General features: G+C 54.1%; 9 protein-coding genes. 6 read left to right on the top strand and 3 right to left on the bottom strand.

Annotated elements, in window-relative coordinates:
* Window positions 1–311: 311 nt before the first annotated feature.
* On the bottom strand, window positions 312–3,539 hold the full coding sequence (locus KTE_RS13915) for a protease pro-enzyme activation domain-containing protein (protein ID WP_201381812.1): 3,228 nt from the start codon (window positions 3,537–3,539) through the stop codon (window positions 312–314).
* A gap of 660 nt (window positions 3,540–4,199) precedes the next feature.
* Between KTE_RS13915 and KTE_RS13910 the strand changes: the two genes are divergently transcribed.
* From KTE_RS13910 to KTE_RS13895, 4 genes are all read left to right on the top strand, one after another.
* The gene (locus KTE_RS13910; protein ID WP_007912934.1) at window positions 4,200–4,697 is read left to right on the top strand and encodes an NUDIX domain-containing protein; all 498 of its coding nucleotides are present in this window, start codon (window positions 4,200–4,202) and stop codon (window positions 4,695–4,697) included.
* Between the two features lie 139 nt (window positions 4,698–4,836).
* Entirely contained in the window at window positions 4,837–5,112 is a 276-nt protein-coding gene (locus KTE_RS13905; RefSeq protein ID WP_201381810.1) for a hypothetical protein, read from the top strand.
* 232 nt (window positions 5,113–5,344) lie between these two features.
* Window positions 5,345–5,749 (top strand): aspartate 1-decarboxylase, encoded by a 405-nt coding sequence (gene panD, locus KTE_RS13900; RefSeq protein ID WP_007912939.1) that lies wholly within the window; start codon window positions 5,345–5,347, stop codon window positions 5,747–5,749.
* Window positions 5,750–6,000: 251 nt separating this feature from the next.
* On the top strand, window positions 6,001–6,654 hold the full coding sequence (locus KTE_RS13895) for a RecX family transcriptional regulator (protein WP_007912941.1): 654 nt from the start codon (window positions 6,001–6,003) through the stop codon (window positions 6,652–6,654).
* 99 nt (window positions 6,655–6,753) lie between these two features.
* On the opposite strand, the gene KTE_RS13890 is transcribed toward KTE_RS13895, so the two are convergent.
* Window positions 6,754–9,039 (bottom strand): serine/threonine-protein kinase, encoded by a 2,286-nt coding sequence (locus tag KTE_RS13890; protein WP_201381808.1) that lies wholly within the window; start codon window positions 9,037–9,039, stop codon window positions 6,754–6,756.
* A 723-nt stretch (window positions 9,040–9,762) separates the two neighbouring features.
* On the opposite strand from KTE_RS13890, the gene groES reads away from it, so the two are divergent.
* Both groES and groL read left to right on the top strand, forming a co-directional pair.
* On the top strand, window positions 9,763–10,065 hold the full coding sequence (groES, locus tag KTE_RS13885) for a co-chaperone GroES (protein WP_007912946.1): 303 nt from the start codon (window positions 9,763–9,765) through the stop codon (window positions 10,063–10,065).
* 137 nt (window positions 10,066–10,202) lie between these two features.
* The gene (gene groL, locus KTE_RS13880; protein WP_374226808.1) at window positions 10,203–11,786 is read left to right on the top strand and encodes a chaperonin GroEL; all 1,584 of its coding nucleotides are present in this window, start codon (window positions 10,203–10,205) and stop codon (window positions 11,784–11,786) included.
* 108 nt (window positions 11,787–11,894) lie between these two features.
* On the opposite strand, the gene KTE_RS13875 is transcribed toward groL, so the two are convergent.
* A complete protein-coding gene (locus KTE_RS13875) occupies window positions 11,895–13,433 on the bottom strand; it encodes a carboxypeptidase M32 (RefSeq protein ID WP_201381806.1) in 1,539 nt (512 codons plus the stop codon).

Here is a 13,433-nt window from a genome sequence, read left to right as displayed (position 1 = left end):
CGCACCACTAAAAACTCTCGTATAGAAGAGATTAACACAAAATCTTTTGGAAAAGCAAGGATACAAGCATAAAAAGGATAAAGTACTGAAAAGAATTAATGCTCGTGAGAAGCATAAGAAATATCAAAGCATATAAAGAAATATTCTGACGTACAGTGCTAATCCATCCTGGTGGGCGCGCAGGTGGAGTGTGCCGCATATCAGGTGTGTCTGCTCTCATGATCTCGCACACACACAAAGGTGGCCCTGGAAGGTCTTCCAGGGCCACCTTTGTGTGTGTGCGAGATCAGTTCAGATCTGCGATGCCATGCTTAGTTGCCGGTGTAGCCGACGATGTCGGTGCCACCGTTCTTGTCATGGTAGCCGAAGTACATTACGCGCTCAGCCACAATTGTGCCGTTCATCGCCTGCACCGTCGACGAGTTCACGCCTGACCCGAAGGGCAGGATCGTGTCGCCCACATTGACCAGGATCACTTCGTGTGCCTTCACCACAAACTGCTGCTGGAAGATCGCATTGCTACCAAAGTAGGTGATCACCACCGTCTCATCGGCATCAGTCGGGTTCTGCACGCTGATATACTCCGAGAAGGAGGAGGTGACGTAGCCTTCGGCGAAGGAGTAGACTCCCTGCGACTGAGGAGCACCGATCACATCCGTCAGGCCCGACTCGTTGGCCGAACCATAGTGGAAGAACTGCTCGCGATCCACCACCACTGGCTGATCCGAGCTAATTTCCGCACCAAAGATCGCTGGCTTGCTCGAGTTCAACGAATTCACATCCACCAGCGACTGGCTATAAGGCTGAACCTGTACCACTGTGCTCGAAGGTGCTGTATTCTCAGCATCGGTGTACGTCAATTTAACCGTGACGTTGGCAGGAGTCGCGCTGTAGTTCGCCACCACGTAGTACTGCTGGTATTTGGAACCGGTGTTGCCCTGCGCAAAGTCCCAGGTAGTACCAGGGGTGACCGCGCCGACCTGGCTGGCAGCGCCGGTGGTAAGACCCGAGTTGGGTACAGTCGCCTTCACATACATTGGGCGCTCAACCACGATGGGCTGGTCGGAGGTAACCGAGACCGCCACCTTCTTGAGCAAGCCCAGGGCAGTCGGCGTACCGGTGCCGCGCATCAGCGCACCAACGCTAATTTGCTGGGTCTTACATGGGTTACTCGCGGCACCACAGCTACCATCATAGTAAGTCAGTGTTACATTGGCGGTATTCGTCGTGCTCGGATTCAGGATACTGATATAGGTCCAGGCGAGGTCTGAGCTGCTCTGGTTCGTATCGGCCAGCGGGAAGTAGTAGCTGGTACCAGGGTTGGAGGCGCCCAGCACATCGGTACCGCTGCTGATGATGCCGCGATAGTTAAAGTACATGGGGCGTTCGGCCACAATCCCCGGTCCGCTCGTCACCTGCACAATCGCCGAGATGGCATACTGCGTGCTCTGAGGCAGCCCCAACTCACCATTCACATTGACGGTGAAACGCGAGCTCGGATTGACTGTGTACGACTTCACGCGCGAAGGCATGTTCGTGAACAGGTAGGTAATGTTTACCAGAGACGCGGTCGTCGTGCTCGGGTTTTGCAGGGTGATGAACTCCTGGAAGGCGCCACCACCACCGACGCTGCCCTCAGCGAAGTACCACGTCTTGCTCGTAGGAGCCTGGCGCGCACTCTTGCCTGCGTTAACCGCCGCTACCAGGTCATTGGCCAGGTTGGCCGCGTTGAAGCTCCCCAGGCCTGTCGCCATATCGTAGCCGGTCGTGGCTGGATACTTGCCACTCTGGAAACCGTTATAGTCATTGTTACCAGTGGTGACATCATGGAAATCGCTGTTGTAGTTGCTCCCACTGGCAATCTGGTAGAGGGAGGGATTAATAAAGCCCAGGTTATAACCGCCACTCTTGACAGATTGCTCATTTGCCAGAGCCACAAAGGATGCCCACATTGGAGCCGCAGCAGAGGTGCCACAGAAATACCACCAGCCAGCTGGGGTGCACCCTGTCGCCGATACAGAACAATATACACGGTAGTATTGACCACTAGCTGAGTCTAATGAAACATCCGGTACCTGACGACTCACGCTCGCATTCGTGCCAGGTGCAGTCTGCCAAGCGGGGTGTGGCCAGTAGGAGCTAACACCGCCGCCACCAGCACCATCAGCATTGTTCCAAGGAGTCTCACCAGCATAATTGCTACCATTAACCGATAGTAAAGTGCCACCCACACCAGTTACATATGGCTGGCTAGCTGGGTCATCCACAGAAATCGAAGTAGTGGTTCCATCAGCATGATAGCAGTCGGAGCTACCAGTATCTCCAGCCGCAGCTACAATCGTCTGGCCTTGGGCTGCTGCCAGCATAAAGAGGTTATTCTCGGTATCCATTATGCTGGTACCCTGATACGCTTCACAGAGCCCCCAGCTGGTGCTCACAACAGGAGTGTTATCTGCGATGATCTGCCCCCACTCACCCAGGTAGTCAACACCATTATCGTTGATGGGGTTAGCCGATTCATACACACGCAACTGATTCAGATTAGGAAGCATGCTCAGGACAATATCCATATCCAGTTCAACTTCACCTGCACCCGAAAGATCTGGCGCGGCAGATGAAGTCTGGATGTTACGAATGCTGGTCGAGGTACCTTTATCAAAGCAATTGACAAAGGTCTGTACATCACTGGCAGAGTAGGCAGACATCTCGAAAAGCGCCACCGACTGCCCTTCACCTTTATAGCCCTTCGCATACAGACCATTGTAGTTATATGCCGTGGCAAACTGAGAAGGCAACAAATACGAATACGAATCAACGGAAGGGTTATAAGGCAGAGGACAGCCATTACTGCCAATAGCCGATGCGGTAACGCTACCATTCTTCGTAGGTGCTGTTTTGTGAATTGGCGGTTGATGAATAAACTTCGCATAGTTGTTCAGGCCAACAACGCTCTGCACCACACCAGCGATATCCTGGGGCATCGTTGGGTCATTGGCATTGGAGTAGTACTGCTTGCCTTTGGCGTCAACATAATTGTTGATCTGCACGTGGAAGGTGCTCTCCACCTGGGAGACCGTGCCGCTGAAGGAGATCAACAGGCGGTGGTTGTAGGTCTGATCGATCTTGAAGCCCTGGGATTGCAGGTAGCTCACCACCGCGTCATAGCTCTGCTGCGTCGGTGAGAAGGAGTTCTGCACCTGGCTGGCCGTGAGATGACGACCGTAGTTGATCGATTTCTTGTTCTTGGCGTCTTGCAGCAGGCCTTGCAGGGCCTCTTTGTTGCGCAGCTTAAGGCCAATTGCCAGCGAGAGGGTCTGGTCGCCCGAGACCGCGCTGACGTTCTTACTATGTGCCACGACAGCGGGAACCGATCCGGGAATGGACGACAATGACTTTGCCGAGGCTGACATATTCAAATTTACAAGGACGGTCGTGACCAGTCCGAGCAGGAGCGCGAGTCCAATTGAGGCGCCAATAAACCAGGAACGTCGTCCACGTGGTTTAGGCTGCTCGCCACTCACAGGAGACTTAAAGGGCATATGCTTTTTACCCCCAGAAAATAAACTCAACAATTAAAGAAGAGACGTCTCCATCGACAAGCATCTATACAATAGTCGAGGAGAAAAGACGAGAAAGATGAAGGGTTAGAGGTTCACCATAGGAGGTAGAGAGGGATGGCTCGCTCAACTACCTGCATACTCAAGAAGTTTCTACAACAAAATTTTTTACATAGGCAGAAAGTGCAACATTTACATTGTTGCTGATCAATATATTGCACCGGAGTCGCCGAGAGTTCGACTTCGTGCGCACCACTAAAAACTCCCGCATAGAAGAGATTAACATAAAATCTTTTGGAAACGCAAACATACAAGCATAAAAGGGATAAAGTACTAAAGACAAAAAATGTCTTGCAAGACGCAGAAGCTTCACAAAAACACAGAGAGAAACTCATCGAGACACAATACCTCTTTTACCCTCATCCGTGCGAAACTGGTTGACACCTTTCACATGGTACAATAGACAGAAATTAGAGGCTCAAGGCGTTTTCTGCTTCTCTACTTGAGAGACATTTTCCACTGGAAACGGGCATAAGCGTGCAGCAGGCATGAATGCGTCTGTCAAGTCTGTAGGCCTGTCGTCTGTGCCTATGAGCCGCTGCCGGGATCGTCGTTTATGCTGCTAGTCAGGAGAGTATACGAATGTCCGATCTGCACATCAAATATTGCCCGGTATGTGCTACGCCGCTGGTCAAAAAACAACTTTTCAACGCAGAGCGCCTCGCCTGCGAGAACTGCGGCTATATCTTCTTCCTCAATCCCAAAGTGGTCGCGATAGTCGTAATCCGCCACGAGGGAAAATTTCTGCTTGGCAGGCGCAATATTAATCCAGGCAAGGGCAAATGGGGCTTCTCCGGCGGGTACGTGGACCGGGGAGAGACCGTTGAAGAGGCCGCACTACGTGAAGTTAAGGAAGAGACTAACCTGGATATCGAGCTGGGCGGCCTGATTGGTGTCTATAGCGAGACCAGCAGTCCCCATGTCATCATCGCCTACCAGGGCACCATCCTCGACAACACACTTCATACCCTCTCGGCCCAGGCAGAAGAGGTCAGCGAACTAGGCTTCTTCCAACCAGATGCCCTCCCCGAACTGGCCTTCCCCGTAGACCAGCAGATCCTTGACGACCTTTTCAAGTAAAAAATTGTTCTTTATAATATACTCAGCAATACTCCAAAAACAGCGTGAAGCCGATGGCGATGTTGGGGAGTAACTATAATAGAGATAGCAGTTTGTTGCAGAGTTATCTATATCACAGACAACACAGGTGGAATATCTTATGCTTTCTACAGAGACCCAGGCACGTTTACAACAGCAGGGCCTTAGCGCCTTCGACGAAGTTTCCTTGCGCGAAGAGCTGGAGAAACACGCGTCAACCTATACGCTTATTCGCCTGGCGGCCTGGCCCGCACGCCGCTGGAAATGTCACTATCGCTTGATGCTAGGCGACGCCATCCATGATGCCCAAAACGTAGCCGAGGCCTATGCGATGGCTCTCCTCTCGCTCCTGGAGCACCCTCTCGTCGAAGCCGAGCCTCAGCCCAGCCATAGTTAGCAGGCGGCAGGCAATCGCCGCGCCACGCGAGCAAACAACCAATTAGTAATAGCCACTCTGCCTAAATATAGGACAAGTGGCAAAAGTATGGCTATAATAAGGGTGCGGATCGTTTATTCTTATGAATAGTTATAATAAGGGTAGAGTATTCAATACTCAGCCATTGTTAATGCGTATCGTTAGTTCTACATAAGCACATCATTTTGTAACGCGGAAAGGAACAACCACTATTATGCTGCGTACCATGTGTAAAGGGAAAATCCATCGCGCCACCGTTACCCAGGCCAATCTCAATTATGTCGGTAGCATCACGATTGACCAGGATCTGTTGGATGCGGCAGGCATCTACCCTTACGAGAAGGTACAGATTGTCAACATCAATAATGGTGCCCGCCTCGAGACCTACACCATCGCTGGCGCGCGTGGTTCCGGTGTCATCTGCTTGAACGGTGCAGCCGCTCGCATGACCGCTGAAGGCGACCTGGTCATCATTATTAGCTATGCTGACTTCACAGAAGAAGAGATTCGTACCCTGACTCCACATCTTGTATTCGTCGACGAGAATAACCGTTTGACCGAGAAAAAAGACGTTCCTCTGTACGAGATGTTGCCCGAGCCTGAAGCCGCCCTCTTCTAGGAGCGCAAGCTTCAAGTAGTCATTTCATTCAACCAGGAGGTTGGATGAATTACTACTTACATCCAACCTACCAAACGTTTGTAAGGTTCCCTCAAAACCCTCCTCATTTCACAGATCCACTCTAAGATTAGGCCCTCTTCCACTTTTATAAGTCTGTTTAAGAATAGGAAAATAGTGTACTTTTGTCCGTAGAAAAAGGCTTATATGTGCCTCCACTTGGAGCAACACCGTAAAAAAACTATAATACCCCTATGCGAATTACATCACTGCAAACGCAGGTCAATAATCCTGACCGTATAAATATTTTTGTCGACGAGCACTTCCTGCTCGGCGCCAATGCGATGCTGGTCTTACAGATGAGCTTACATGTGGGACAGGAGATCACTCCCGCCCAGGTTGAGCAGATCCAGCAAGAGGAGGCTCTACAGCAGTCGGTCGACCGCGCCTTGAACTATCTCTCATTTCGTCCCCGTAGCCGCCAGGAGGTTCGTAACTATCTTCGTCGCAAAGGTACCACTCCCGAACATATCCAGGTGGTACTAGAACGCCTGGACCGCATGGACCTGGTCAATGACCGCAGCTTTGCCTCGTTCTGGCTGGAGAATAGAGAGCAGTTCAGTCCCAAAGGCGCTCAGGCCCTTAAGAATGAACTGCGCCAGAAAGGTATACAGCGCGAAGTCATTGACGAGCTTGTAGATGAGGAGAACGACGAGGGGCGCGCACAACGCGCCGCGGAGAAAAAGGCGCGCAGCCTGCTGCGCCAGCCCAGTATCGACTACGCCACATTCTATCGTCGCCTGGGAAGCTTTCTGCAACGTCGTGGCTTCAGCTTCGAAATCACCAAGCGCATCGTCAAGCGTATCTGGGAGGAACAGCGACAGGAGACGGTGGGAGAGGAAGAATAGAGCGGAGACGCAGGAGTTGGGCGTGGCCCGCTACTGGCGTACGCGGCTACATATAGGGCATGATATGTAGCCGCGTACGCCAGTAGCGGGCAGTTTTGCTCACTGCCCCATATAGCGAGGATCATATGGTGGGAAAGCCGGGCTACCCATACTGTTATTGTCATCGTTATTGTCGGAATTATCCGTCGTAGGCGTATTCTGCGGCGTGGGTACTGCTGGTAGCTGGACGGAGGGCAGGGTCGCGGGATTCTGGCTTGACACTGTGATCTGCTGTACATTGCCGGGAAGTGTATCGCCATACGAGAGATTGACCGAAACGCTATTGGGATCAATCCCCTCCTGCTTTGCGATATACGCCCGGACATCGCTTTTCTTCATGCTCTTGAGATGATTCTGCATAGCCTGGAGTTTCTGAGGCGTGATCTGATAGCGTATCACGCTGGCAATCGGCACCAACAGCGTTGCCCCCTGCGCATCAGTTCCTTTAAGCACGGGTTGGCCTACGCGTACCGTAGAATTCATCACCTCAAAGTTCGCCCCCGCATCCTGCAACAGCTTCTGGCGCGCCACTGTCTGCGCATCGCTGTTGCTGTAGTAGCTCAGTATCCCCTCTTCCGTCAGCGTCACGGAGACGGTAGAACTCTTCTGGCCAACTTCGGGCTGGTAGGAACTCTGCTTATCGTTAAAGGAAGGCTGCCCCAGCGGACTGGCGTTTTTGCCTTTGACCTCGTTATTCAAATCCTGGGTCAACTGTTTAATTAGACCTTGTTTGGTTTCAATACCCAGGTTAATAATATCGTTGCTGGCAACCACGGTCGGGCAATTAAAGAGACAGAAGAAGGGGCGACCCGTAGCTGGGCCAGAGCGTGTACCCGTCTCGGTCTTACGAGCCTCATTAATAGGAATGGTGCCCGCGTTGGTATCCACATGCGAGGTTCCATCGACAGCTCGGATAGTATACACCTTGCTGATCGTCTGCACCTGTGGGCTAAATGTTACTTTGGCCGTAATGGCATTCTGAAAGACAAAGAGCGACATCCCAACAATCAGTACAACAATTGCTACGATACCAATGGGAATCAGAAGGGCTAAAGGACGCCTGTTCTTTTGTGGCCTGGGCGCTGGAGGACGACTCGTCTGTGGTGAGGATTGCCGCAATTGCGCGGGATCCACAAATGAGGTGGGCGCATCATAGTCGCCACCACCAAAGGACTTCGTACTGCCAGGCAGGATAAACTCTTCGCGCTGCAAGACCGCCTGCTCCTTGCGAGGCGGAACAGGACTCTTTTTTCCAGGCAGTCCTTGCCCGAGATCGGGTGAGCTCTTCCCCCGCACCTGCATGCCCTCGGCTGAGGCAGCTTGATAGCTACGTGGAGAGGCAGGAATCGCGGGATAAGCTCCCGAGGGCGTGCCAGACGCTGTCTTACTAGCCAGATCGCGTCCCTGACGTGTGGGCGTTGGTGGTACATTGGATGGTCCAGCAGATTTTGGCGTAGGCGAGACGGCGGGAAATTTATCGCTCAGGCCAGAGGGCCGCGTCTCGGGCGACACACGTAGAGATCGGTAGGCCTGCTCAAATGCCTGAAGTAGCTCGTCGGCGCTGGCATAGCGGCGCGCAGGATCAGGGGCGACAGAGCGCGCAACGACCTCCTCAAGTGGAGGCGGCAGCATCGTACCGGTGCTGATATGTGGCAGGTGCCCCGTAATCATTTGATAGAGAATAATACCCAGCGAATAGATATCGTTGCTGGGAGCTGCGACGCCATCAGCCCGTTCAGGCGCCATATAAGCCACAGTCCCCACCTCGTGATCAGCCGTGGTCAGAGGAGGACTGGCAAGCGACCCCTGGAGTGAGGCAATCCCAAAGTCGATCAGACGCACATAGACCTGGTTCCCATCATCCTCACGATCCAGCAGGATGTTACTGGGTTTCAAGTCGCGGTGAATGACGCCTCGCTTATGAATATAGGCGATAGCCTGCACCAGTGCCTTGAAGAGCTGATAGATTTCGCCATATGAGAGCGGCCCCTGCTGCAAACGCTGCGCCAGCGTGCCGCCCTTGATATAGGGGGTTACGAGGAAGAGGCGCCCCTGCTCCTCACCAAACTCGAACAAAGGGAGAATATGCTCATGCTTCAGATGCGCGCTCACCTCGGCCTCGCGCAGGAAGCGCTTGCGCGCTACACTATCATAGGCCAGGTCCGAGCGAATAATCTTGACCGCGACTTCACGGCCAAAGGCACTACGCTGGCGCGCCAGGTAGACCTCGCCCATACCACCCACGTCGATACGATGCACCAGGTCATAGTTGCCAAATTTCTGCGGGTTTGCTTGACCATCTGTCGCACCAGGCAAATTTCTCAGATTTCCACGCTGTTCTTTCATGAGTTATTTTTCGAGGGCTATAGAAAAGACGGACTCTGTAGAGTACTACGAAGACAGAAGCTATAAGTGCCTACTAGGAAACCTGAGCGCGCTTGTCCCCGAATGGGGGAAGCGCTAGCCACGACAGTGGCGTTGGTTTCCGCATAGCAATAAATCGCAAGAAGATAAACGTTTTTCAGCCCAGTTTTCCACGTCCTCTCCTCCCAGGTAGCTCTCGTTGTCTACCACACCTATCAGTATACATTCTCAACAGGTACCCACCAGGAGTAGTTCACAAACTTGCATCGGGTAAGGTGTGTCTGGTGGTGGGCTGGTGGAGTCAGCCCACCACCAGACACACCTCATTCCTGAGCGCCGCAGGCGCGAAGGGCACTGTATAAAAAGACATGTTGAATAATTCCCACATTGGCTCTATTTTGCAGTATAGCACCTAAAAGGAAGGAATGGAAGAGAAGGTTATCATAAGAAGAGAAGGGGCGAAGACAGTAACGCACTCACCAATATAACGTAGAGTCTCTCGCTAGCGCGTTATAGCTTTTCGTGTCCCTTAGCTGCACGCCATAGGCAAAATTTGGGTGCGAAACCCTTGCACATTCGCCATTGATGGTGTATTATGTATGCGGTTCGCACTCTCATGCGCAGAGTGCTAAATTTAAAGGTCATACAAAGATCCGATCCAGTTGCCTGGAATAAAGCAAAGCAGTAATCAGGGAGAAAAAGAGTATGCCAACTGTGAGTGTCAAGCTTCGACCACTTGGTGATCGCGTGGTAGTTAAACCCCTGGCTCGTGAAGCCGTCACGAAGAGCGGTATTGTCCTGCCGGATACAGCCAAAGAGAAGCCTCAGGAAGGCGAAGTGCTAGCAGTTGGTTCTGGCAAAGTGCTAGACAACGGCAAACGCACCACTCTCGAGGTTCAGGTTGGTCAGACCGTCCTATTTGCGAAATATGCTGGTACTGAGATTAAGCTCGAGGGTGAGGAGTATCTGATCCTCCGCGAGAGCGACATCATGGGTATTATCGAGTAGACCAAGACACATATCATTGAAGAGAAGGCAAACAACTTCTCCAAGAAATACAACCAATGTACCATAAATAGGAGAGATGTATCGTGGCTAAACGTGTACAGTTTGATGAGAAAGCACGCTATTCTCTGAAACGGGGCATGGATGTGCTGGCCGACGCCGTCAAAGTGACGATTGGTCCTAAGGGCCGCAACGTTGTGCTGGACAAGAAATTTGGCGCCCCCACCATTACCAACGACGGCGTCACCATCGCCCGCGAGATTGAACTGCCCGACCAGTTCGAGAACATGGGCGCTCAGTTGCTCAAAGAGGCGGCGACCAAGACCAATGATGTCGCCGGTGACGGCACCACCACCGCCACTGTGCTGGCGCACGCCATCGTGACCGAGGGCCTGAAGAACCTCGCCGCAGGCGCCAACCCCATGATCCTGCGCCGTGGCCTGGAAAAGGGTTCCGAGGCTGTCATCAACGAGATCAAAGCGATGAGCAAGCCCGTTGAGACCCGCGAGCAGATCGCCCAGGTCGCCTCGATCTCCGCCGCTGATCCTGAAATCGGCGACCTGATCGCCGAGGTCATGGAGAAGGTCGGCAAAGACGGCGTGATCACCGTCGAAGAGGGCCGCGGCATCGAGATGGAGAAAGAGTATACCGAGGGTATGCAGTTCGACCGTGGCTTCATCTCCCCCTACATGACGAGCAACAACGAGCACACCCTGGCCGAGCTCAACGACCCCTACATCCTCATCACCGACAAGAAGATCAGCGCCATCGCTGACATCCTGCCCATCCTGGAGCGCGTGCTTCAGAGTGGCCGCAAGGACCTGGTGATTATCTCTGAGGATATCGACGGCGAGGCCCTGGCAACCCTGGTTGTCAACAAGATGCGCGGTGCCTTCAACGTCTTGGGCATCAAGGCCCCTGGCTTCGGCGATCGCCGCGAGGCCATGCTGGAGGATATCGCCATCCTGACCGGTGGCGCTGTTATCACCGAGAAGAAGGGCCTCAAGCTTGAGAGCACTTCTCTCGATGACCTGGGTAGCGCCCGCTCCGTAACCTCGACCAAGGATTTCACCACCATCGTCGAGGGTGCTGGCTCCAACCAGGCCATCCAGGCCCGCATCGCCCAGATTCGCACCCAGATCCAGGATACCACCAGCGACTATGACCGCGAGAAGCTCCAGGAGCGCCTGGCCAAGCTGGCTGGTGGCGTCGGCGTTATCAAAGTCGGTGCCGCGACCGAGGTCGAGATGAAAGAGAAGAAGCATCGTGTTGAGGATGCGCTCTCCGCGACCCGCGCCGCAATCGAAGAAGGCATCATCCCTGGTGGTGGCTCAGCGTTGATCAAGGCCCTTAAGGTCCTCGACAACGTCCAGGCCCCCGCTGGTGACGAGGCTACTGGTGTGACCATCCTACGCCGCGCGCTCGAAGAGCCTCTGCGCCAGATCGCCAAGAACGCCGGTCTTGATGGCTCCGTTATCGTCGACCAGGTCCGCAAGGCCGATGGCTTCGTTGGCTTCGACGCCTACGCGAACCGCTACGTCGACATGTTCGACGCCGGTATCATCGACCCCGTAAAGGTGACCCGCTCGGCCCTGCAGAACGCGGTCAGCATCGCCGGAATGGTCCTCTCGACCGACACCCTGGTCTCCGAGATCCCCGAAGAGACCCCCGCAGCCCCCGCCGGCGGCATGCCCGGCATGGGCGGCATGCCCGGCATGATGTAAGATATAGAGTAAAAAGGAAAAGGGGTGGTCCTGCGTACGCAGGACCACCCCTTTTCCTTTTTACTCTAGGACAGGATGCAGGTGCACCCATTTTGTTTGCAACAACAGTTATAGGCCGTAAATTCCGGAGAACTTCTCAGTCAGATAACGGACGAAGTACTGGGGATCGGCCTCTTCGCCCACGACACGCTTGAGCAGGTCGGCAGGCTTGTAGGTCGCGCCATAGGCGTACATGTTTTCCTGCAACCAGCTCAGAACGAAGCGGGTATCGCCCTGCTCCAGGCGCGCGTCGAAATCGGGGAAGACGCTGCGCAGCTTGGAATAGATCTGGGCGCCATACAGGTTGCCCAGGGTGTAGGATGGGAAGTAGCCGAAGCCAGAGGACCAGTGGACATCCTGCAACACGCCCAGGGTATCGGTTGGCGGCTCAACACTCAGGTACTCTTTGTACTTGCTGTTCCAGATGCTGGGCAGCGACTCAACGGCGATATCACCATTGATCAGGGCACGCTCGATCTCAAAACGAATGATGATGTGCAGGTTATAGGTGACCTCGTCGGCCTCGGTGCGGATCAGGCTTGGCTCCACATGGTTAAGCGCGTGGGCAAAGGTTTTGGCATCCAGGTTTTGGAACTGCTCGGGGAAGGCACGCTGGACGATGGGAAACTGCCCACGCCAGAAGGCCTCAGAGCGACCAATGCCATTCTCCCACAGGCGCGACTGCGACTCATGCACGCCCATTGAGGCACCACTGGCCAGCGGAGTGCGTAGCAGCGAGGACGCACAGCCCTGCTCATAGACGGCGTGGCCGCCCTCATGCAGGGAGGACATGATCGACCAGAGCAGATTCTTCTCGTCGTAGCGCGTGGTCAGGCGCACATCTAGAGGCGAGCCAAAGCTGGTGGTAAAGGGGTGCGCGGAGACCGCCATCTGCCCACGATTGAAGTCATAGCCCATACTCTCCAACAGGTGCTTATTCAGCTCTTGCTGCTTCTCGACAGGGAAGGTGTTGGAGAGGCTACTGGTGTCGACCTTGTGACCACTCTCCTGAATACGCTTGAGTATGGTGGCGCTGACCTCACGCACGGGAGCGAAGAGCACATCGACACGGCTGGCAGTCAGACCCGGCTCGTAGAGATCGAGCAGGGCATCATAGCGGCACTCCTGGTAGCCAAAGCGGTCCGCGACCTCACGCTGAAACTCGACCGTGCGCTGGAGCCAGGGCGAGAAGCTGGCGAAGTCGTTGTTGTGGCGTGCCTTGACCCAGGCCTCGAAGCTCTTCACGCGCACGCGCTCCATCTCTTCAACCATCTCGCGCGGGAGCTTGGTCGACTGGTCATAGGAGCGGCGCGCATGATACACCAGGCCACGATCAGCATCGGTATACTCCGGCTGCTTGACGATCTCTTCGAGCTGCAATACAAGCTCACCCAGGCGAGGATTGGTCAGGCGCTCGTGAATCAGGCCCTGCATGGTTGCCATCTGATGCGCACGCGCCTCGCCCGCCCCCTCTGGCATACCCGTCTGCTGGTCCCAGTCGGCCAGGGCGGAGAAGGCCCCCAGGTCGGAGATAATATTCATATGCGTGAGCAGTTCATTGATGTGTTCGTTGCTGCTCGTAAATTTCAAGTTATTCTGTTCTGTCAC

This window comes from Ktedonobacter sp. SOSP1-85 (genome assembly GCF_016587415.1).
Taxonomy (GTDB): domain Bacteria; phylum Chloroflexota; class Ktedonobacteria; order Ktedonobacterales; family Ktedonobacteraceae; genus Ktedonobacter.
Note: the sequence above shows the minus strand (reverse complement) of the source record. Positions and strands in the feature narration are given on the sequence as shown.

Excerpts from the sequence above, each read along its gene's own strand:
- panD (WP_007912939.1), top strand. The coding sequence starts at position 5,345 with ATGCTGCGTACCATGTGTAAAGGGAAAATCCATCGCGCCACCGTTACC.
- groL (WP_374226808.1), top strand. The coding sequence starts at position 10,203 with ATGGATGTGCTGGCCGACGCCGTCAAAGTGACGATTGGTCCTAAGGGC.
- KTE_RS13890 (WP_201381808.1), bottom strand. The coding sequence starts at position 9,039 with ATGAAAGAACAGCGTGGAAATCTGAGAAATTTGCCTGGTGCGACAGAT.
- KTE_RS13910 (WP_007912934.1), top strand. The coding sequence starts at position 4,200 with ATGTCCGATCTGCACATCAAATATTGCCCGGTATGTGCTACGCCGCTG.
- KTE_RS13915 (WP_201381812.1), bottom strand. The coding sequence starts at position 3,539 with ATGCCCTTTAAGTCTCCTGTGAGTGGCGAGCAGCCTAAACCACGTGGA.
- KTE_RS13905 (WP_201381810.1), top strand. The coding sequence starts at position 4,837 with ATGCTTTCTACAGAGACCCAGGCACGTTTACAACAGCAGGGCCTTAGC.
- KTE_RS13895 (WP_007912941.1), top strand. The coding sequence starts at position 6,001 with ATGCGAATTACATCACTGCAAACGCAGGTCAATAATCCTGACCGTATA.
- groES (WP_007912946.1), top strand. The coding sequence starts at position 9,763 with ATGCCAACTGTGAGTGTCAAGCTTCGACCACTTGGTGATCGCGTGGTA.